This is a genomic window from Exiguobacterium sp. S3 (assembly GCF_018617295.1).
Lineage (GTDB): Bacteria > Bacillota > Bacilli > Exiguobacteriales > Exiguobacteriaceae > Exiguobacterium > Exiguobacterium profundum.
On record NZ_JACSJW010000002.1, the window covers coordinates 195,539 to 216,361 of the forward strand.

22 protein-coding genes and 1 tRNA gene are annotated in these 20,823 nt (G+C 50.1%); 21 read left to right on the forward strand and 2 right to left on the reverse strand.

The genetic code is table 11. The features are described from left to right. The first annotated feature begins 4 nt into the window (after positions 1 to 4). From KNO65_RS05965 to mnhG, 3 genes are read left to right on the forward strand one after another with little or no spacing between them, the layout of a single operon-like run. Positions 5 to 490 (forward strand): Na+/H+ antiporter subunit E, encoded by a 486-nt coding sequence (locus tag KNO65_RS05965; RefSeq protein ID WP_015881095.1) that lies wholly within the window; start codon positions 5 to 7, stop codon positions 488 to 490. Continuing rightward, entirely contained in the window at positions 490 to 786 is a 297-nt protein-coding gene (locus KNO65_RS05970; protein ID WP_026826530.1) for a Na(+)/H(+) antiporter subunit F1, read from the forward strand. Before KNO65_RS05965 ends, KNO65_RS05970 begins: the two co-directional genes overlap by 1 nt. Continuing rightward, on the forward strand, positions 764 to 1,123 hold the full coding sequence (gene mnhG, locus KNO65_RS05975; protein WP_074037545.1) for a monovalent cation/H(+) antiporter subunit G: 360 nt from the start codon (positions 764 to 766) through the stop codon (positions 1,121 to 1,123). The genes KNO65_RS05970 and mnhG overlap by 23 nt, the downstream gene beginning before the upstream one ends. 42 nt (positions 1,124 to 1,165) lie before the next feature. Here the strand turns inward: mnhG and KNO65_RS05980 are convergent, their stop codons facing one another. Continuing rightward, the gene (locus KNO65_RS05980; protein ID WP_214782549.1) at positions 1,166 to 2,479 is read right to left on the reverse strand and encodes a dihydrolipoyl dehydrogenase family protein; all 1,314 of its coding nucleotides are present in this window, start codon (positions 2,477 to 2,479) and stop codon (positions 1,166 to 1,168) included. Between the two features lie 70 nt (positions 2,480 to 2,549). Here KNO65_RS05980 and uvrC point away from each other — a divergent pair, with 70 nt between their 5' ends. Both uvrC and KNO65_RS05990 read left to right on the forward strand, forming a co-directional pair. Beyond that, positions 2,550 to 4,340 (forward strand): excinuclease ABC subunit UvrC, encoded by a 1,791-nt coding sequence (uvrC, locus tag KNO65_RS05985; RefSeq protein WP_214782551.1) that lies wholly within the window; start codon positions 2,550 to 2,552, stop codon positions 4,338 to 4,340. After that, positions 4,337 to 5,113: an aminoglycoside adenylyltransferase domain-containing protein gene (locus KNO65_RS05990; protein WP_214782555.1), complete on the forward strand. Its 777-nt coding sequence runs from the start codon at positions 4,337 to 4,339 to the stop codon at positions 5,111 to 5,113. The genes uvrC and KNO65_RS05990 overlap by 4 nt, the downstream gene beginning before the upstream one ends. Positions 5,114 to 5,137: 24 nt before the next feature. On the opposite strand, the gene KNO65_RS05995 is transcribed toward KNO65_RS05990, so the two are convergent. Then, the gene (locus KNO65_RS05995; protein ID WP_236548905.1) at positions 5,138 to 5,530 is read right to left on the reverse strand and encodes a YslB family protein; all 393 of its coding nucleotides are present in this window, start codon (positions 5,528 to 5,530) and stop codon (positions 5,138 to 5,140) included. Positions 5,531 to 5,752: 222 nt separating this feature from the next. Here KNO65_RS05995 and KNO65_RS06000 point away from each other — a divergent pair, with 222 nt between their 5' ends. The 16 genes from KNO65_RS06000 (at position 5,753) to KNO65_RS06075 (ending at position 20,770) form a co-directional block, all read left to right on the forward strand. Next, on the forward strand, positions 5,753 to 6,370 hold the full coding sequence (locus KNO65_RS06000) for a succinate dehydrogenase cytochrome b558 subunit (protein ID WP_015881102.1): 618 nt from the start codon (positions 5,753 to 5,755) through the stop codon (positions 6,368 to 6,370). 16 nt (positions 6,371 to 6,386) lie between these two features. Beyond that, positions 6,387 to 8,144: a succinate dehydrogenase flavoprotein subunit gene (gene sdhA, locus KNO65_RS06005; protein ID WP_015881103.1), complete on the forward strand. Its 1,758-nt coding sequence runs from the start codon at positions 6,387 to 6,389 to the stop codon at positions 8,142 to 8,144. Between the two features lie 8 nt (positions 8,145 to 8,152). Then, positions 8,153 to 8,941 (forward strand): succinate dehydrogenase iron-sulfur subunit, encoded by a 789-nt coding sequence (gene sdhB / locus KNO65_RS06010; protein ID WP_193343274.1) that lies wholly within the window; start codon positions 8,153 to 8,155, stop codon positions 8,939 to 8,941. Positions 8,942 to 8,949: 8 nt separating this feature from the next. Further along, on the forward strand, positions 8,950 to 9,390 hold the full coding sequence (locus tag KNO65_RS06015; RefSeq protein WP_074032771.1) for an acyl-CoA thioesterase: 441 nt from the start codon (positions 8,950 to 8,952) through the stop codon (positions 9,388 to 9,390). A gap of 74 nt (positions 9,391 to 9,464) precedes the next feature. After that, positions 9,465 to 9,728, forward strand: coding sequence for a phosphocarrier protein HPr (locus tag KNO65_RS06020; protein WP_015881106.1), 264 nt, complete (start codon positions 9,465 to 9,467; stop codon positions 9,726 to 9,728). Positions 9,729 to 9,840: 112 nt separating this feature from the next. Beyond that, positions 9,841 to 10,644 (forward strand): glutamate racemase, encoded by an 804-nt coding sequence (gene racE, locus KNO65_RS06025; RefSeq protein ID WP_078147903.1) that lies wholly within the window; start codon positions 9,841 to 9,843, stop codon positions 10,642 to 10,644. After that, complete coding sequence (rph, locus tag KNO65_RS06030; RefSeq protein ID WP_015881108.1) at positions 10,637 to 11,386, forward strand: ribonuclease PH; 750 nt, start codon at positions 10,637 to 10,639, stop codon at positions 11,384 to 11,386. Before racE ends, rph begins: the two co-directional genes overlap by 8 nt. Continuing rightward, the gene (locus KNO65_RS06035) at positions 11,383 to 11,973 is read left to right on the forward strand and encodes an XTP/dITP diphosphatase (protein ID WP_074037535.1); all 591 of its coding nucleotides are present in this window, start codon (positions 11,383 to 11,385) and stop codon (positions 11,971 to 11,973) included. Before rph ends, KNO65_RS06035 begins: the two co-directional genes overlap by 4 nt. 5 nt (positions 11,974 to 11,978) lie before the next feature. Then, positions 11,979 to 12,491 (forward strand): metallophosphoesterase family protein, encoded by a 513-nt coding sequence (locus KNO65_RS06040; RefSeq protein ID WP_015881110.1) that lies wholly within the window; start codon positions 11,979 to 11,981, stop codon positions 12,489 to 12,491. Between the two features lie 60 nt (positions 12,492 to 12,551). Then, positions 12,552 to 12,625 (forward strand) — tRNA-Arg (locus tag KNO65_RS06045). 124 nt (positions 12,626 to 12,749) lie between these two features. Continuing rightward, positions 12,750 to 13,661 carry a hypothetical protein gene (locus KNO65_RS06050; RefSeq protein WP_214782558.1) on the forward strand — a complete coding sequence of 304 codons (912 nt, stop codon included), beginning with the start codon at positions 12,750 to 12,752 and terminating at the stop codon, positions 13,659 to 13,661. Between the two features lie 89 nt (positions 13,662 to 13,750). Continuing rightward, complete coding sequence (tig, locus tag KNO65_RS06055) at positions 13,751 to 15,043, forward strand: trigger factor (protein ID WP_015881112.1); 1,293 nt, start codon at positions 13,751 to 13,753, stop codon at positions 15,041 to 15,043. A 211-nt stretch (positions 15,044 to 15,254) separates the two neighbouring features. Next, complete coding sequence (clpX, locus tag KNO65_RS06060) at positions 15,255 to 16,523, forward strand: ATP-dependent protease ATP-binding subunit ClpX (RefSeq protein ID WP_015881113.1); 1,269 nt, start codon at positions 15,255 to 15,257, stop codon at positions 16,521 to 16,523. 72 nt (positions 16,524 to 16,595) lie between these two features. Beyond that, on the forward strand, positions 16,596 to 18,896 hold the full coding sequence (gene lon / locus KNO65_RS06065) for an endopeptidase La (RefSeq protein ID WP_214782561.1): 2,301 nt from the start codon (positions 16,596 to 16,598) through the stop codon (positions 18,894 to 18,896). Next, positions 18,897 to 19,490 carry a ribosome biogenesis GTP-binding protein YihA/YsxC gene (gene yihA / locus KNO65_RS06070; protein ID WP_015881115.1) on the forward strand — a complete coding sequence of 198 codons (594 nt, stop codon included), beginning with the start codon at positions 18,897 to 18,899 and terminating at the stop codon, positions 19,488 to 19,490. It abuts the gene before it with no gap. A gap of 110 nt (positions 19,491 to 19,600) precedes the next feature. Next, positions 19,601 to 20,770 (forward strand): AI-2E family transporter, encoded by a 1,170-nt coding sequence (locus tag KNO65_RS06075; RefSeq protein WP_015881116.1) that lies wholly within the window; start codon positions 19,601 to 19,603, stop codon positions 20,768 to 20,770. The last annotated feature ends 53 nt before the right edge of the window (positions 20,771 to 20,823 follow it).

Genomic DNA, 20,823 nt, shown 5'->3' on the forward strand with positions numbered 1-20,823 from the left:
ACAGATGGCTTATCAACTATTGATTAACTTTTTCTTGGCGTTCATCTGGATGTTCCTCACGGGATCGTTCACAACGAGCGGATTCTTCGTCGGGTATCTACTTGGCTTACTCATCTTGTTCATGATGCGCCGATTCTTTAAATCTAGTGGGGGCGGCTTTTACTTCACACGCGTCTGGCGTCTGTTTAAACTGCTTCTCATCTTCATCCGTGAATTGTTCCTCGCGAACTTTGAGGTACTGCGTCTCGTCCTTAGTCCGAAGTTGAAAATCCAACCAGGGATTTTCCGCTATGAGACGTCGCTCGACAAAGGATGGAAAGTCAGCTTGCTCTCGATGCTGATCACGCTCACACCAGGGACGCTCGTCGTTCAGGTGTCAAAAGACAATTCCGTGCTCTATATCCACGCACTCAACATGCCGGATAAAGAAGCGCTACAAAAAGACATTTATGATAACTTTGAATCAAGCATTAAGGAGGCGACAGAGTGATGGATTTACTAGACATTCTCATCTACATCTCGCTCGCCATTCTCTTGCTTGCGATGTTGATGATGTTGTATCGTGTCGTGAAAGGACCGACGACGGCAGACCGGGTCATCGCACTCGACTCAATCGGGATCGCGCTCATCTCGGTCGTCGCGTTACTGTCGATTCTGCTCGATACGACCTTATATTTTGAAGTCATCTTACTACTCAGTATTTTGGCCTTCATCGGAACGGTGGCGTTCTCGAAATTCTTAGAGAGGGGAGAGATAATCCAACATGACCGCGACAATGATCTTTGATCTCATTACCGGCATCTTCACGATCATCGGCGTCTTCTTCACGGTCGTCGCCGCGATCGGTCTCATCCGTCTCCCTGATATTTATTCGAGAACACACGCTGCCTCGAAGAGCGCGACACTCGGTGTCATGTTCGTCCTCTTTGCGGCCGTCCTTCATGTATATGTCGATGAACGGGTGTTTGATGCAAGACTCTTGCTCGGGCTCTTCTTCGTCCTCTTGACGGCTCCTGTTGGAGGTCACCTCATCTCGCGTGCGGCGCACGCGAAAGGGGTCTCGCTCTGGGAGAAGTCGTTACAAGACGCACTGAAAGAAGACAAGGACAAAGGAATCGAATAAGAAAAAGACGGGATTTGCCAAGAGGCAAGTCCCGTCTTTTGTTTAGATGAGATAGGTCAGGTCGGAGGCGGCGGTCGGATAGGCGACTTCTAAGTGCTTCACATGTTGATGCGACAGTTTGTTCTGTATAATGAAAGAGAACAGGTTGATGAGTTCAGGGGCGTGGTGACCAATCAAATGAGCCCCGATGACGTGCCCTTCTGCACTCAGTAACACTTTTGAATATGCGGTTGCGTCGTTGATTCGTGAATAGGTGAGGAAGTGCGACATGTCCGTTTCTTTCACGTCGAAGTCAATGCCCTCAGCTTCCGCTTCCTCGACCGTAAGACCGACTTTGGCAATCGGTGGCGTCGCATAGACGATGTTCGGGGCCGGACGCTCAGGGAGTGACCGTGTATTCCCGTGAAGCATATTGAGTGCGGCGAGGCGCCCTTCCTGACCGGCGAATGGAGTGAGCGCAGGATTGGGACTTTTGGCGACGTCGCCCGCGGCGTATATATTCGGGTTACTGGTTTGCAGATGCTCGTTCACGTGTACACCGTGATGATCCGCTGTGACACCGACCGCTTCAAGCCGGAGTCGCTCGATGCTTGGAATTCGTCCTGTGGCGTTAAGGACCACGCCTTCGAGGGTAGAGTCATCTGATAACGTTAAGACGTTGCCATCGATTCGTGTTGGTTCGACGTCATGTCGGATGGTGATGCCGATTCGCTTCGATTCCTCAATGAGCCGATGGACGACGTTCGGGTCGAATGCTTTCAACGCACGTGAACGGATGAGGAGTGTCACGTCGCTTCCGAATCGTCGGAAGATATGGGCAAACTCAAATGCGATATACCCGGCGCCTACGATGTGAATCGAATGGGGAACCGTGTCAAGGTCGAACACATCATCGCTCGTGATCGCCAGTTCGCCACCTGGGATATCGAGAGGGCGGGGCGTTTGACCCGTAGCGATTAAAAATTGATTGGCAGAGAGCTCGTGACCATCGATGACGATTGAATCCTCATCGATAAAGTGAGGCTCTCCCTGATATAAGTCAATGTTCATCTCATCCCAATGCTGTTTTTTGGATGTTGGGATAGAGAGGCGGTACTCATCAATCCGCTTTTTAAAGGACGACCAATCCAGTGACAGGCTTCCTTCGACGCCAAGCTCACGCATACGTTCCGTTCGGGCAAGGAGTTCTGCTCCTTCGGCAAGCATCTTCTTCGGGTCACATCCGCGTTGAGGACATGTTCCCCCGAACGTCCAATTCTCAATGATGGCGATCTCTTTACCGGCTTCGCGTAAAATGGAAGCTGCTTGACCCGCTGCGGATCCGCTACCGATAATGATGACATCGTATCGTTTCATAATATAAAATCCTCCTCTGACGAGATATCACACTCTTTTTCCCGTCCAGGAGGAAGCTAAACTGAGGTGAATGGAATTGAGTCATACCGACCACATTAAACATAAATTAGCGCTGCTCCCGGACGAACCGGGGTGCTATCTGCATAAAAACGAATATGGTGAGGTTATCTATGTAGGGAAGGCAAAAAACCTCAAGAATCGGGTCCGTTCTTACTTCACGGGCGCACACGACATCAAGACGATGCGCCTCGTCGCAGAGATTCGTGACTTCGAGTACATCGTGACGGCGAGCGAACTCGAGGCGTTATTACTCGAAATGACGCTCATCAAAAAGCACGACCCGAAGTACAACATTCGCCTCAAAGACGACAAAACATATCCGTACATCAAAATTACGAACGAACCGTATCCGCGTCTATTGACGACACGGAAATTGAAAAAAGACGGCGGACATTACTTCGGACCATATCCGAACGCCTATGCGGCGAACGAGACGAAACGTCTTCTCGATAAGCTGTATCCGCTGCGGAAATGTCAGCCGATGCCTAAGAAACTCTGTCTGTATTATCACATCGGGCAATGTTTAGGTCCTTGCGAGCTGGCGGTCGATACGGATTCGCAAAAAGAGATCGTGAATGAGATCCGGCGCTTTTTGAACGGCGAGACGAGTGAGACGCTCACGAAGCTGAACGTTGAGATGGGACGTGCCGCTGAGGACATGCAATTTGAACGGGCGGCTGAATTGCGCGACCAAATTCGAGCAGTCGAATCCATCATGAACAAACAGAACATGATCACGGCCGACCCGACAGCGCGGGACGTCTTCGGCTATACTCTCGACCGAGGCTGGATGTGCGTTCAAGTATTCTATATGCGTGGCGGCAAGATGATTGAGCGCGATGTCTCACTCTTCCCGATGCATGGAGAGCCTTCGGAAGAACTCGAAAGTTTCATCGTTCAGTTCTATGAACAAAACGTCGTGCCGAAAGAGATTCTTGTACCAGAGACGGTCCGGCTTGATTTACTGAATGACGCCATCGGAACGAAAGTGATGCAGCCGAAACGAGGGGCGAAGAAACAGCTGCTTGATTTGGCGACGAAGAATGCGACAATCGCCTTGAACGAGAAGTTCGAGTTGCTCGCCCGAGATGAAGAACGGACATTGCTTGCGATGCGTGAACTCGGTGAAGCGATCGGGATTCCCAACTTGTCACGTGTCGACATCATCGACAACGCCAACATTCAGGGCGCGGACGCCGTGTCGGCACTCGTCGTCTTTGAAGACGGGAAGCCGCTCAAGAAAGAATATCGGAAGTATAAAATTCGGACGGTCCAAGGACCGGACGATTACGAGACGATGCGTGAAGTCGTCCGTCGACGATTCCGCCGTCTCTTGACGGAAGACAAACGATTACCCGATCTCCTACTGATTGATGGGGGGATCGGGCAATTGAATGCGGCGCTCGACGTCATTCAAAATGAGTTCGGGCTCGACTTGCCGGTCGGCTCGCTCAAAAAAGATGACCGACATCGGACGAGCCAACTGTTGTTCGGAGAAGGTGGGGGCGTTGTCGAGCTCCATCCACGATCGAGCGCCTTTTATCTGTTGCAGCGGATGCAAGATGAGGTCCACCGTTTCGCCATCACGTTCCACCGCAGCCTACGGACGAAGAAGATGACGAAGTCGATACTTGATGAGATCCCGGGTGTCGGTCCGAAGCGTCGTCAACAGCTCATCCGCCATTTCGGGTCGATGAAACAGATTCGTCTGGCATCACTCGAACAATTGAAGGAAGCAGGGTTGCCAGAAAAATTAGCGGAGACCGTACTTCAATACGTGCACGAGGAGACGGATGAATGAGAGAGGTTTCAAAAAACGTAGAAAACTTCATCGCTTCTTTCATAAACGCGATCGATGGATTCCTACCAACTGTTCAGCATATATATATCCACGGTTCACTGGCGATGGGTGGTTTTCATCCGGAACAAAGTGATGTAGATTTGTTACTCGTCGTATCGAAGGAGTTGACTCGAGAGGAGCGGCAAGACCTCATCGACTGTTGTCTCTCGTACTCCAACGAGCCATATCCCCTCGAACTGAGCATCATGACGACGTCGCAACTAGAAGATTGGTACCATCCAAGTCCTTATGAGTTTCACTATAGTGAAGGGTGGCGCTCGCGTTTTGAAGAAGCTAGTAGGGAAGAACGAACCGAATTGCAACAAGAATTCACTGATCCTGATTTGGCAGCTCACGTCCTAGTGATTTTAGAGCGAGGTGTCACTTTGAGAGGGCAACCGCTTCATAACTTCCTCTCTGGATTCGATTCAGCTCATTTTTCTGATGCGATACGAGCAGATGCGCTCGATTGTCTTGACTCGATTGAAGAACAGACGGTGTACAGCGTATTGAACTTGATACGCGGACAAGCCTATGAACAAGAAGGTATCCTTCTCTCCAAACAAGAAGCACTCGATTGGTTAGTAAAGAACGGACATTTTCCAGGAAATATTATCGAAGTTGCTCGCAAGGCGACTCAGAGCTATGAAGGGGGAAGTGTGACGTTTCATCGACAAGAACTCAATGAATTCCGTCGCTACATGCGTCAACAACTTCAGCGGAAACAAAAATAAGAGTCGATGCGTTGGCATCGACTCTTATTTGTAGTCGTCTTTTCGGTCTAGTTGGACGGTGATTTGGACAGCTTTTCGGGTTGGATCGGCGTAACCTTCTGCGACGCATTGGAAACGACCTGAAATCTGTTCGGCTAAAAATCCAGCTTCAAGCTGATAGTATCCTGTCGCTTTGGTCTGAGTCGCAGGTGGTGGGATCAATTCATAAGTAAACTTGCTCCCACGTTCCTTCTTGATTGTCAACTCGCCCCAACCTGCCTCTGCGAAGAAAGCAGTCAGTTCATCGTCGGACATCGTCGGGAACTTACGGGCGACCCGTTTTCCTGACCAATAGATGACTTGGGCGTAATCTTCGCCAAGCAAATCCGTCAACACATAGTCGCGAAGCAGTTCAATCGCGAAAGTTGGTTGGCTCATCGTTTCCATTCTATCCCATCACTCCAATCTCTCTATATCATTATAACGACCAATTGGAATTTGGTCATCCTGTAATTTTGAAAAGAATGTGGAACAAATCGGCTAGGTTGTCTTGTCATACAATTTTCACAAGAGTAGAATAAGAGACAGAAAGCTATATCTGCATTTGAAAACGCTTTTATTGACAATACGAGCCAATGCTCGTGAAAAGGGGGAACTAGAATGGCAGCGCATCGTGACTACTTCAGTCGTAAAGTCCATTCGCTACTTGGGGTCATTCCAATCGGTTTGTTTTTGATCGTCCATTTGTCGGTCAACTACTACATCGTCGATGGGGTGGAGTCATTCAACAAAGCAGCAAAATTCATGGAGAACTTACCGTATTTGTACTTCCTTGAAGTGACAATTATCGCATTGCCGATGATTTTCCACGGGGTGTACGGCGTGTACTATGCGTTTCTCGGATCAATCAACTCGAACCGCTATTCATACGCACGTAACTGGTTGTATCTCTTCCAACGCTTCACAGGAGTCTTCCTCGTGATCTTCATCGCTTGGCACGTTTGGGAAACGCGTCTTGCGAAATTGCGCGGGGTAGAAGTCAATGCGGAGATGATGCAAAACATCGTCGACAACCCGCTCATGTTGATTTTCTACATAGTCGGAATTCTTTCGGCTACGTTCCACTTCGCGAACGGTCTTTGGTCGTTCTCAATCACGTGGGGTATCACACAGTCACCTCGTTCGCAACGTCTCATGAGCTACGTATCAGGTGTCGTGTTCTTGGCACTATCTTTTGTCGGCATCCGTTCGATTTTGACGTTTGCAGGCATCTTGTAATTAGGGGGAATTTTACATGGCAAATCAAAGTTTGATCGTCATCGGTGGCGGTCTAGCTGGACTCATGGCGACAATCAAGTCGGCAGAGATGGGTGTTCCGGTAAAACTATTCTCGCTTGTACCGGTCAAGCGTTCACATTCAGTTTGTGCCCAAGGTGGGATTAACGGGGCCGTCAACACGAAAGGGGAAGGTGACTCTCCTTGGCAACACTTTGACGACACGGTCTACGGAGGTGACTTCCTCGCCAACCAACCGCCTGTCCAAAAGATGGCGGAGAATGCTCCGAAAATCATTCACATGTTCGACCGGATGGGCGTTATGTTCAACCGTACGCCAGAAGGTCTCTTAGACTTCCGTCGTTTCGGTGGAACGCTTCACCACCGTACGGCATACGCCGGAGCGACGACAGGACAGCAACTTCTTTATGCACTCGATGAGCAGGTTCGTCGTTACGAAGCGCAAGGTCTCGTCGAGAAGTATGAGGGCTGGGAGTTCCTTCGTGCGGTCATCGACGAAGAAGGCATCTGCCGCGGTGCGGTATGTCAAGATTTGCGCTCGATGGAAATTAAAGCGTTCCCATCGGACGCGGTCATCTTGGCGACAGGTGGCCCAGGGGTCATCTTCGGTAAGTCGACAAACTCGGTCATCAACACAGGACAAGCAGCGGCAGCGGTTTATCGCCAAGGCGCGGTTTACGCGAACGGGGAGTTCATCCAGATTCACCCGACGGCGATTCCAGGGGATGACAAACTTCGTCTCATGAGTGAATCGGCTCGTGGGGAAGGTGGACGTGTCTGGACATACAAAGACGGGAAGCCGTGGTACTTCCTCGAAGAGAAATATCCAGCATACGGAAACCTCGTACCGCGTGACATCGCAACACGTGAGATCTTCGATGTATGTGTCAACCAAAAACTCGGCGTCAACGGCGAGAACATGGTCTACCTCGACTTGTCTCACAAAGACTCGAAAGAACTTGACATCAAACTTGGTGGAATCCTTGAAATCTACGAGAAATTCGTAGGCGACGACCCGCGTAAAGTACCGATGAAAATCTTCCCGGCAGTCCACTATTCGATGGGCGGACTATGGGTCGACTACGATCAGATGACGAACATTCCAGGACTCTTCGCAGCCGGTGAATGTGACTACTCGATGCACGGTGCGAACCGTCTAGGTGCGAACTCTCTTCTTTCAGCCGTTCATGGCGGAATGGAAGCAGGGCCTGCGGCAGTCAACTACATGCGTGGTCTCGATCAAGCGACAGAAAGCGTTTCAGAAGCGCTCTTCAACTTCAATGAACGTGAAGAAATCGAGCGATTCAACAACATCCTTGCGATGGATGGAACAGAGAATGCTTATCAAATCCACCGTGAACTCGGTGAACTCATGACGGACAACGTCACAGTTGTTCGCTACAATGACAAACTTGAAGCGACCGACAAGAAAATCCAAGAATTGCGTGAACGTTTCCATAAGATTTCAGCTACGGATACGGCACGTTGGAGCAACCAAGGGGCATCGTTCATTCGACAACTCGACCACATGCTCGACCTCGCACGCGTCATCACACTTGGCGCGCTCAAGCGGGACGAGAGCCGTGGTGCCCATTACAAACCGGAGTTCCCGGAACGTAATGATGAGCAGTTCATGAAGACGACGATGGCACGTTACAAAGATGGGGAAGTCGATATCTCGTATGAAGACATCGATGTTTCGTTAATCCCGCCACGTAAACGGGATTACTCGAAGAAAGGGGCGAAGACGAAATGACGACGCCAATGCAATCTGAACAAAAAGACATCCGCTTCATTATCGAACGCCAAGATGGACCGGATCAAGCGACGTATACGGAAGAATTCACGGTACCATACCGTCCAAACATGAACGTCATCTCGGCATTGATGGAAATCCGCCGTAACCCGGTCAATGCGAACGGGGACAAGACGACACCGATCAACTGGGACATGAACTGTCTTGAAGAAGTATGTGGTGCCTGTTCGATGATTATCAACGGGAAGCCGCGCCAGTCGTGTACGGCACTCGTCGATAAACTCGAGCAACCGATTCGTCTTGCACCGATGAAGACGTTCCCGGTCATCCGTGACCTTCAAGTCGACCGTCAACGCATGTTCGACGCGTTGAAAAAAGTGAAGGCATGGGTCCCAATCGACGGCACATACGACCTCGGTCCAGGACCGCGTATGCCGGAGAACAAACGTCAATGGGCGTACGAACTATCGAAATGTATGACGTGTGGTGTTTGTCTTGAAGCGTGTCCGAACGTGAACGACAAATCGGACTTCATCGGTCCAGCGGCGATTTCGCAAGTCCGACTCTTCAACTCACATCCAACAGGTGCCTTCCACGCGGAAGACCGCCTCGAGGCACTCATGGAAGACGGCGGCATCATGCAATGCGGAAACGCACAAAACTGTGTCGAAGTTTGTCCGAAGGGCATCCCGCTCACGACGTCAATCGCTTCGATGAACCGTCAAACGACGCTTCACTCGTTCAAACAGTTCTTTGGTAGTGACAAAGGTCGCACCGGTTCTGCGGTCGAGGCGTAAGCGAGCCGATGACCAAGTACTTTCGAGAGCCAGGTTGGGAAACACGTGTCAAAGCAGGTGTCGCGCTCGATGTGAAAGTCCGCTTTTCGGAGTGCGACCCGTATGGTCACATGAACAACACAATTCCGTTCATCTATTTCGAAGATGCCCGGATCGAGTTGTTAGAGGCGACAGGATTCTCTTTAAAGGACGGATTCGTCGTTGTCGCCGATGCGCAATGTGACTATGTTCGACAAGTCATGCCACGTCAACAGCTGACTGTGCATGCCAATATCTTGACGGTCGGAAACACTTCATGTGATATTCATTACGGGGCATATGACGGAGAGCAACTCCTTTTCGCCGGACGGACAAGCCTCGTTCATTTAACGAAGGAAGGTCGTCCTACGGAATGGACTCCGGAATATAAAAACCGCTTGCAGAATTTTTGCGAATCCGCTATCATTTGATAATGAGTTCACAAACAAAAAATATTCTGCTGGTTCGCCTGTAGAATTGAATTTTGAAGGGAGACCATCATCTCATGGAAAAAACGTTCACAGTCGTTGCTGATTCAGGAATTCACGCTCGTCCAGCTACTCAGTTAGTTAACACAGCTTCTAAGTTCCAATCAGACATCAACCTCGAGTACAATGGTAAAACAGTTAACTTGAAGTCGATCATGGGTGTACTTTCACTCGGTATCGCAAAAGATTCTACAATCAAGATCACTGCTGAAGGTGAAGATGCAGAAGAAGCGATCAACACGCTTTCTGACATGCTCACTAGCGAAGGTCTTGCTCAGTAATTCGGGTAAGGGACGAGGCGCCACTGGCGACCTCGTCTTTTTTTGTCATGGGAACGTTTCTTTTTCCGTCCGAGGTTTTTTGGTAAGATAGGTGAGAATGGAAGTGATGAAAATGAAACGAGCGATTGGAGTCCTCGATTCAGGAGTCGGCGGGTTGACGGTAGTCAAAGAATTGATGCGCCAACTCCCTAAAGAAGAGATTGTCTATATTGGAGATACTGAACGCTGTCCATACGGGCCGCGTCCGCACGATGAGATTGAAGCATATACATGGGAATTGATTGAATTTTTATTGAAGAAAGACGTCAAGATGATTGTCATCGCCTGTAATACGGCGACCGCGGTCGTATTGAAAGAGGCGCGCAAACGTCTCGACATCCCGGTCATTGGTGTCATCGACCCGGGTGCCCGCGCGGCTGTCAAAGGAACGCGCAACAAGCATATCGGTGTCATCGGTACGAAGATGACGATTGAGAGCGGTTCATATGAGAAGGCGTTACGTCACGTGGCAGGTGAGGTCGATGTGTATTCACTCGCGTGCCCACCGTTCGTCCCGCTCGTAGAGGCTGGAGAAGTGTCTGGAGAGCGCGTGCGACAAGTGGTGGAGGAGACGCTTCGTCCACTTCAACCATCCGAGATGGATACGCTGATTCTCGGTTGTACGCACTACCCACTCCTTGCCCCAGTTATTCAAGATGTGGTCGGACCGGACGTCCACCTCATCTCATCAGGTGACGAGACGGCGCTTGAAGTGGCTGCGATGCTCGATTATCAGGAACTTGAGAATGGATTGGATGCAGTCCCGGCACATGCCTTCTATGCGACGGGTGATATCGAACTATTTGACCGACTCGCGAGCGAATGGCTCGGGCGTCCGGTTCATGCGGAGAAAGTCGAGGTGACCGGCATTGCGTGATGCGAGACGATTTGATGAACTGCGCCCAGTCGAGATTGTGCCGCACGTGAACAAACATGCGGAAGGGTCCGTTTTAATTTCAATCGGCGATACGAAAGTCATCTGTACCGCGACTGTGGAAGAGCGGGTACCGAATTTCCTTCGCGGAAAGAAACAAGGGTGGATCAATGCAGAATATGCGATGCTCCCACGGGCGACGGGAGACCGTACTGTCCGGGAATCGGTACGTGGAAAACAATCGGGACGAACGATGGAGATTCAGCGTTTGATTGGCCGGTCGCTCCGCTCGGTCGTGGACTTAGAACGTCTCGGCGAACGGACGATTTGGGTCGACTGTGACGTCATTCAAGCGGATGGCGGGACTCGGACGGCTTCCATCACCGGTGGCTTTTGCGCGCTCGTGTTGGCCGTCGATCGCTTGATTCGCCAAGGGAAACTTGAAGATACACCGATTAAAGAAGGTGTGGCTGCGATTTCTGTCGGACGGACCGATGAGCTCGTCTTGGACTTGGATTACCTAGAAGATGCCGCGGCAGAGGTCGACATGAATGTCGTCATGACGGCAAGCGGACGATTCGTCGAAGTACAAGGTACAGGGGAAGAGGCGACGTTCACGCTACAAGAGATGAACGAGATGCTCGCGCTCGCGCAACACGGCATCGAATCATTATTCAAGACGGCGGAAGCGGCACTCGGTGCTTCTTGGTGGTACGTCGGAGAACGTTCGGAGGAGACATTATGAAGTTGATCATTGCGACACACAATCCTGGAAAAGTGAAAGAACTCGAAGGAATGCTGACGCCGCTCGGGTTCGAGGTCGAATCACTACTCGACTATCCGGATGCACCAGAGACGGAAGAGACCGGCACGACGTTTGAAGAGAACGCGGCGTTAAAAGCGACCGAGGCGGCAGCTTATTTTGGACATGCCGTTCTGGCGGACGACTCCGGTCTTGAAGTCGACGCACTTGACGGGGCACCGGGAGTATATTCAGCCCGCTTTGCAGGTCCAGAAAAGTCAGACGAGGCAAACAATGCACTTCTTCTTGAAAAATTGAACGGAGAAACGAATCGTACGGCTCGTTTCGTCTGTGCGCTCTGTCTCGCAAAACCGAGCGGAGAGACGTTGACCGTTCGTGGAACGATCGAAGGGACAATCGGTTATTCCCCACAAGGCGAAAATGGCTTCGGATACGATCCACTCTTTATCGTCCCATCGCTTCATAAGACAGCGGCAGAGTTGGAGCGTGACGAGAAGGCGGTCGTCAGCCACCGTGGACAGGCACTACGAAAACTGGAGGCAGAAATCATACCATTCATGAAAGGATGAAGCTTATGCGTTTTCTAATAGTGAGTGATAGTCATGGTTTGACCGAAGAGTTGACGACGATTTTTGAAAGGCACGAGGCGGAAATTGATGACGCCTTCCATTGCGGGGATTCACAACTCGCCCTTGTCGATGAACATTTGTTACCTTATCGAACGGTTCGGGGGAATTGTGATTTCGGTGGAGATCTTCCCCTCGAACGCATCGAGACGACGGATGCCGGCACGATTTTAATCGTTCACGGGCACCATCATGACGTCAAATTCGATTTGAACCGTCTACGGTATCGAGCGGAAGAAGTGGGAGCGAATGTCGTCTTGTTCGGTCACTCGCATGTGGCGGGTGCGCTGATCGAGGACGGGGTTGTCTACATCAACCCAGGTTCGATTCGCATGCCGCGAGGACGAACGGACAAAACGTATGCGTTACTCGATCTCGAAGCGGGAGAAGCAACAGTGCGTTTCTATCGCTCAGAAGACGGTTCTCACGTTGAAGACTTGGACATCTCAGGAAAACTATGAGTTTCGGATGGGAAATCGATTGACAGGAAACCATTTTTCTATTATAGTTTTCATGTCAATGTCCCAATAGCTCAGCAGGATAGAGCAACGGCCTTCTAAGCCGTCGGTCGGGGGTTCGAATCCCTCTTGGGACGCTTCCATTAAAATAGAGACGCTCTCTACGGAGAACGTCTCTTTTTTCATTTTCCGGGAAATCGATTGACAAGGAATCGCGTCCTAACGGAAGATGAAGGGGAATGGAAGAGAGGGTGAGGGAAGATGGAGAAGGAAAAGGATCAGGACTATCCGTTCCCTGGGAATTGGGCGCGTCTGCATAAGATGATTCAGGAGGCAGATGCTTCTGGGGAACGACAGCGGATCGAACCGATTTTATGGGATTGGTATCAGACGATTCCAGGTGACCCGTTTATTTTCATGGAAATCTTCCAATGTGCAATGGAACGGCCGGACGACCCAGAGACACTCGAGAAGCTGCAGGAACTCGTCAGCATCCATATGTCCGAGGCGGAAGAACCGGCCTCAGGAGGGTTGCAGATTGCGCAGTATTACATCATGCGTGACCAACCGTTTGAAGCGGCGCACTGGATCAACCAGTATCTCGAATGGCAGGACAAGAAGGATACGGTCAACACACAGGCACATCAGGTACTTCAAGTGTTGAAGATGACCGAATTTCCGGCGGCAATTGCCAAGTTGAAACGAACGCTGACGCGAGGGAGTACGGGGGAACAGATTGAAGCATTACAACATGTTCACTTTCAAATCGACCCCGTGCTCGACAATGTGCTTCATGAATTGCTCGTGTCGGAGCGTCCGAAGCTCGTCAAACTGATCGTGTTGGAAAAAGCGTTCGCCGAACTAGATGTCATCGAATGGACGGATGGGGACGTTTCGAACAAGATGACACGAACGGAAGCAAAAGCGCAGATTGAAACGTGGGAGCAGACCGTCTTTTCTCTTCAAAAATCAGTTGAGGGCGATGAGATCGGGACCCAGCTGTTGATGAATTACATGTATACGCATTATCCGTATGTGCCGGCCGAAAAAGCGGATGTGGAACAGGCGCTCGTACAGGCGAAACAAGCGATTTTACATGACGAATCAGTCGACGGTTTAGCCGCTGAGATTTTAGAGGCGGATCTTCGCTTTACACAGGCGTTATTAGACTAAATCCTTGTGTGCTTACCGAGGATTTATGCTATAATACGGATTGTTGTACATTTTTGTACGGTATAAACGAATTGTTGGAGGGACTTAGCATGACAGCAAAATGGGAAAAAACATCAGGTAGCCAAGGCGTACTCACGTACGAAGCTCCTGCAGAAGCTTTTGATAAAGCAGTTGACGCCGCATTTAAAACAGTCGTCAAAGACTTGAACGTGCCTGGCTTCCGTAAAGGTAAATTGCCACGCCCAATGTTCAACAAAATGTATGGAGAAGAAGCACTCTATCAAGATGCGCTCGACATTCTCTACCGCGACACAATCCAAGGTGCGGTTGAAGAAGCTGGTTTCGAACCAATCGCGCTCGAAAACATCGATGTAGACGGCACGCTCGAGAAAGGCAAACCAGTCGCTTTCAAAGTGACATTCGTGGTTGAGCCAGAAGCTGAGCTTGGCGAATACAAAGGCCTCGAGTACGAAGCTGTTTCAACTGAAGTAACAGAAGACGAAGTAACAGCAGAACTTGAAGCACTTCAACAGCAAGGCGCAGAACTAGCTGTTAAAGAAGGTGCAATCGAAAACGGCGATACAGCTGTATTTGATTTCGCAGGTTTCGCTGACGGTGAGCAGTTCGAAGGCGGCACAGCTGAGAACTACACACTCGAAATCGGATCTGGTCAATTCATCCCAGGATTCGAAGAGCAAATGATCGGCATGACTGCTGGTGAAGAAAAAGACGTTGAAGTAACATTCCCTGAAGAGTACCACGCTGAAAACTTGGCGGGTAAACCAGCGACATTCAAAGTCAAACTTCACGAAGTCAAAACAAAACAAGTTCCTGAACTCGACGACGAGTTTGCAAAAGACATCGACGAGTCTGTTTCGACACTCGACGAGTTGAAAGCAAGCATCCGTGAGCGTTTAGAAGCTGGTAAGAAACAAGAAGCTGAAGGTACAATGCGCGACCAACTCGTAGAGCAGGCAACTGCTAACGCGACAATCGACGTACCGGAAGTTCTCGTTGAACAAGAAGTTGACCGCATGGTACAAGAGTTCGGTTCACGTGTATCTTCACAAGGAATCGACCTTAACATGTACTTCGAGCTCACTGGTACTTCTGAAGAAGCAATGCGCGAAGAGATGAAAGAGCAAGCTGAAGAGCGCGTAAAAGCTCGTCTCGTCTTGAAAGCAATCGCTGACAAAGAAGCAATCGAAGTATCTGACGAAGATGCTGAGAAAGAGCTTGAAGAAATGTCTAAACTTTACAACATCGCACCGGACCAACTCCGTACGATGCTCGCTCCGCAAGGCGGCCTTGAGACACTTAAAGGTGACCTCAAATTCCGTAAAGCGATCGACATCCTCGTTGAAAACGGTAAAGCGAAGTAAGCTGATATTCGAAGGGACGACTGCCTAGCGGTCGTCCTTTTTTCTGTCACAGCACATTGCATGTGTAATTCTTTGAAGTCGCAATATGTTCATGCTACAATTATTTCAACGCAGAGATGTAAAATGTCTTTTCACGGTGCATCGCACCAGAAAATACAAATCGCGATTTATCGCACTTACATCCATTTTCACCACAGAAGGGGTGTATCGAATGTTCAAATTTAACGAGGAAAAGGGGCAACTCAAGTGCTCGTTTTGCGGAAAATCGCAGGAACAAGTTCGTAAGTTAGTCGCCGGTCCTGGCGTATACATTTGCGATGAATGTATCGAACTTTGCAATGAAATTGTTGAGGAAGAGCTCGGTGTAGAGGAAGAAGTTGAATTCAAAGACATTCCAAAACCACAAGAGATTCGTAACATCCTAGACGATTATGTCATTGGTCAAGACCGCGCCAAACGTGCGCTTTCAGTTGCTGTCTATAACCACTATAAACGTATCAACGCCGGTGGCCGTTCGGATGATGTCGAACTTGCGAAGTCGAACATCGTCATGATTGGACCAACGGGTAGCGGAAAAACGCTTCTCGCTCAGACGATGGCTCGCGTCTTGAACGTCCCATTCGCAATCGCGGATGCGACGAGCTTGACGGAAGCAGGTTACGTCGGGGAAGACGTTGAGAATATCTTGCTTAAATTGATTCAATCGGCTGACTATGATGTCGAGAAGGCTGAAAAAGGGATCATCTACATCGATGAAATTGATAAGATTGCCCGTAAGTCTGAAAACCCATCGATTACGCGTGACGTATCCGGTGAAGGCGTTCAGCAGGCGCTCCTTAAAATTCTTGAAGGCACGACAGCAAGCGTACCGCCACAAGGTGGACGTAAGCATCCGCATCAAGAATTTATCCAAATCGACACAACAAACATTCTCTTCATTGTCGGTGGCGCATTCGCCGGCATCGAATCGGTCGTCAAACGCCGAATCGGGAAGAAAGTCATCGGTTTCGGAAACGACCAAGAGAATCGCGAGTTGACGCAAGAAGACTTGCTCGCCCGCGCACTCCCTGAAGACCTTCAAAAATTCGGCTTGATTCCTGAGTTCATCGGACGTTTGCCAGTCATGGCGACGCTCACGACACTCGATGAAGAAGCGCTCGTTGAAATCTTGACGAAGCCGAAAAATGCTCTCGTCCGTCAGTACGAGAAAATGCTCGAGCTTGACGATGTCGAATTGACGTTCACAGACGAAGCATTGATCGAAATCGCCAAACTTGCGATCAAACGTAAGACTGGCGCGCGCGGTCTCCGCTCGATTATCGAAGAAATGATGCTCGATGTGATGTTCACTGTCCCATCGCGTGACGATATCGAGAAAGTCATCATCACGGATGAAACGATTACGGGTCTTGCCGGTCCGAAATACGTCCTTCGTGACGGTACTGTCGAACAGACAGGGGACAACAAAGAGACAGCATAATTCTTTAACGAAGAAGGCTCAAACACTCGGCACATCCGAGTTTTGGGCCTTTTTGCACAGGAGGCGTTGTAAATGGAAAAATTACCAATCCTTCCTTTGCGAGGAGTCGTCGTATATCCGCTCATCGGTGTGACCATCGATGTCGGACGCCCGTTATCCCTTCGGGCGCTCCTTGCCGCAAAGGAGCATGAAACAGATTTGATTGTCGTGACACAGAAAGAAACAGGGAACGAGTCACCGGAACCGGAAGACTTATACACGGTTGGAACGCGTGTCCACATCGCGAAGATGAGTGAACTGTCGAACGAGACGATTCGGGTTCGGATCGTCGGGAAAGAGCGCGTCCGTGTCGACTCGGTCGAATCGACGGATGAAGGTTGGTTCGCTAACATCGAACCGGTCGAACTCGTAGAAGGGGAAGAGGTCGAACGAACAGCACTCGTCCGTCTGTTGAAAGAACAGTTCGGAAAACTCGTCGCAAACATTAAGGGTATGTCGCCAGATGAGCGTCGCCGTTTCGAGATGTATGAGCGGCTTGAATCACTCACGGACTATATCACGTCAAAACTCGATGTCGACGTCGAGCTTCGCCAAGCGATGCTCGAAGAGGCAGATGCCGTCAAGCGAGGACTTGAACTGCTTGAAATTATCGCACATGAAGTCGAAGTGATTGAACTCGAGCAAGAGATGCGTGAGCGGACGAAGAAGTCAATTGAGCAGTCACAGCGCGAGTACTACTTACGAGAACAAATGAAGACGATCCAACAAGAACTCGGTGACCAGACGCAAGAGTCAGAACCGAACCGCCTTCGTGAGAAGCTAGAGGCGCTCGACTTGCCAGAGACGACGCGGAAGAACGTCATGCGTGAAGCGGAACGATTGAACGTCGTGCCGCAGACGTCTCCGGAGTATGCGGTCATCCGTAACTACCTCGACTGGGTCACCTCTCTTCCGTGGGGCATTGAGACGGAAGATAAGCTTGACGTGAAACATGCGGCAGACGTCCTTGATGATGACCATTACGGCTTAGAATCGGTAAAAGACCGTATCCTCGAGTATTTGGCCGTCCGCCAGTTGACGAACTCGCTTCGTGGACCAATCCTCTGTCTCGCCGGACCTCCAGGGGTCGGGAAGACGTCACTCGCCCGTTCGATCGCCTCGGCACTTGAACGTCACTTCGTTCGTGTCTCACTCGGTGGTGTGCGTGATGAGGCGGAAATCCGTGGGCACCGTCGTACGTATATCGGTGCGATGCCAGGACGGATCATCCGTGGGCTGAAGCAAGCGGAAAGCAAAAATCCGGTCTTCTTGCTCGATGAGATCGACAAGATGGCTTCTGACTTCAGAGGGGACCCGGCGTCCGCGATGCTAGAAGTGCTCGACCCAGAACAAAACGTCTCCTTCTCGGACCACTACATCGAAGAACCGTTCGATTTGTCGAACGTTCTCTTTATCGCAACTGCGAACGATGTCTCACAAATCCCAGCACCGCTTCTTGACCGGATGGAATTGATTCAAATCGGTGGGTACACAGAGCTTGAGAAAGTAGAGATCGCGAAGCGCCATTTGGTGCCGAAACAATTGGCAGAGCACGGATTGAAGAAGAGTCAGTTGACGATTAAAGAAGATGCGCTCTATGAAGTCGTCCGTCGTTACACACGTGAAGCCGGCGTCCGGAACTTAGAACGCGTCATCGGATCACTCTGCCGAAAAGCCGCGAAACAAATCGCCATCGGGGAGAAGAAACGGGTCACGATTTCGAAAAAGGCGATCATCACGTATCTTGGGAAGCCGAAGTATCGCTACGGAAAAGGGGAGACCGAGGACTCCATCGGTGCGGTGACAGGCCTTGCCTACACGGCGTTTGGTGGCGACACGCTCACAATCGAAGTGGCGCTCGCTCCAGGGAAAGGCAAACTTCAGTTGACGGGTAAACTTGGTGATGTGATGCAGGAGTCGGCACAAACAGCATATAGCTATGTCCGTGCAAACGCAGAGCGGTTCGGGATTGACCCGACGTTCTATGAGCGACAAGACATTCACATTCACGTGCCAGAGGGTGCCGTGCCAAAAGACGGACCGTCGGCAGGAATCACGATTGCGACAGCCTTAATTTCCGCATTGACCGGGAAGAAAGTCCATCGTGATGTCGGGATGACAGGTGAGATCACACTCCGTGGACGTGTCTTGCCAATCGGCGGATTGAAAGAAAAAGCGCTCGCTGCTCATCGAGCCGGGTTGACGACCATCGTCATTCCGAAAGATAATGAGCGAGACATCGATGATATTCAAGAGACGGTTCGTGAGAAATTGACGTTCGTTCCCGTGACGACACTCGATGAAGTACTAGATGTAGCATTTGGAGGAAATTAAATGAAGATCAACAAAGCAGAGTTCGTGACGAGTGCCGTCGCGCCAGACCATTACCCGGTCCATGAATTGCCGGAAGTGGCACTGGCCGGGCGGTCGAACGTCGGGAAATCGTCGTTCATCAATAAGATTTGCCAACGGAAGGCGCTCGCACGGACGTCTTCGAAACCAGGGAAGACACAGACCCTCAACTTCTTCAACATCAATGATGAAATCATGTTCGTTGACGTTCCGGGATACGGATATGCGAAAGTCTCGAAGACGGAACGTGAGAAGTGGGGCGTCATGATGGAGCAGTACTTGACGAGCCAAGAGGCGCTTCGTGGCGTCGTCTTACTCGTCGATATCCGTCATGATCCTACGGGTGACGATGTGACGATGTACAATTTCTTGAAACATTATGAGATTCCGGTCATCGTTGTGGCAACGAAGCTCGATAAAATCAAGAAGAGTCAGCGTCAAAAACATGAGGCGGCGGTGAAACGTAAGCTTCAATTCGATCCATCTGACCGTTTTGTCGCCTTCTCGGCCGAAACGGCAGAAGGAAAAGACGAGGCATGGAAAGCGATTTACGCACTCATCACAGAAGGCGAATAAGGAGAAGGCGAAGGGATTCCTTCGCCTTTTTGTTTTTGTCAGCCCGCAAGCGGGTAATTATCGTATAATCATAGTTAGTACATAGTCATCATTGTAAACGAGGTGGAGAAATGCAACGCATGTTTGAAAACAAATGGTATCGCGCCCTCTTTTGGACGCTGACCATCTTTTTAGTCATTTGGGTCGGGACACAGATCTCATTCGTGTTTGAACCGATTCAAGTCATCTTGGCACTCGTCACGGTTCCACTCATTGTGGCCGGACTCTTCTTTTATTTCCTGGTCGGGATTGTCGATTTCTTAGAGAAACGCTTAAAAGGGAAGCGAACGTTAGCTGTAGCCATCACACTGATCGGACTCGTGCTTATTTTTACACTTGTCTTCAGTATTCTCGGACCGGTTTTAGGCGAACAAATTACGTCGCTCGTCAACGCTATGCCGAGTATCGCAAAAGAACTTCAGAAACAGGCGTTCGCTGTCCGTGACACGTTGCTACAAAATGAGTTCTTTGCACGCTTCATGGCAGAAAATGACGAGATGTTCCGTAACTTGACGACGAACATCACGTCGTACTTAGGAGACTTATTCGGAAACATTGCCTCATCATTCGGTCAAGTCGTCGGATTCGTGACGTCAGCGGTCATCACGATCGTTGTGATCCCGTTCATGCTTCTCTACATGTTGCTTGACGGGAAACGTCTACCGGACGCAATCGTCAAATTGCTCCCATCGAGCTATGAAAAGGAAACGCGTCACATCTTGCATGACATGCACGAGACGGTGCGGAGTTACGTCAACGCTCAGTTGCTCGTCGCATTCTTCGTTGGAATCACGTCACTGATTGGTCTCTGGATCGTCGGTGTAGATTATGCCATCTTGCTCGCACTCTTCATGATGGTAACAAATATTATCCCTTACGTTGGACCGTTCCTAGGGGCTGCACCGGCAGTGGTCGTGGCATTCATTCAAGATCCAATCAAGGTATTATGGGTCATCGTTGTCATCATTGTCGTGCAACAGATTGAGTCGAACGTCATCTCGCCACTCATTCAAGGGAAGTCGTTAAAAGTACACCCGCTCACGATTATCATCGTCTTGCTCGTAGCCGGGAATTTGGCTGGTATCATCGGAATGCTCATCGCTGTACCGTTTTATGCGGTCGCCAAAACGGTTGTCCAGAATATCGTTCGCATCTATAAATTACGAGAACGAGAACATTATTTGGACAAAGAGGAGCCCGAGAGTCCGATTATTACGGACCCGAACTCGCCAAATCCATAAAAAAAAGGGTAGGAATGGAGTTTCGCCATTTCTACTTCTTTTTGTCACAAAAA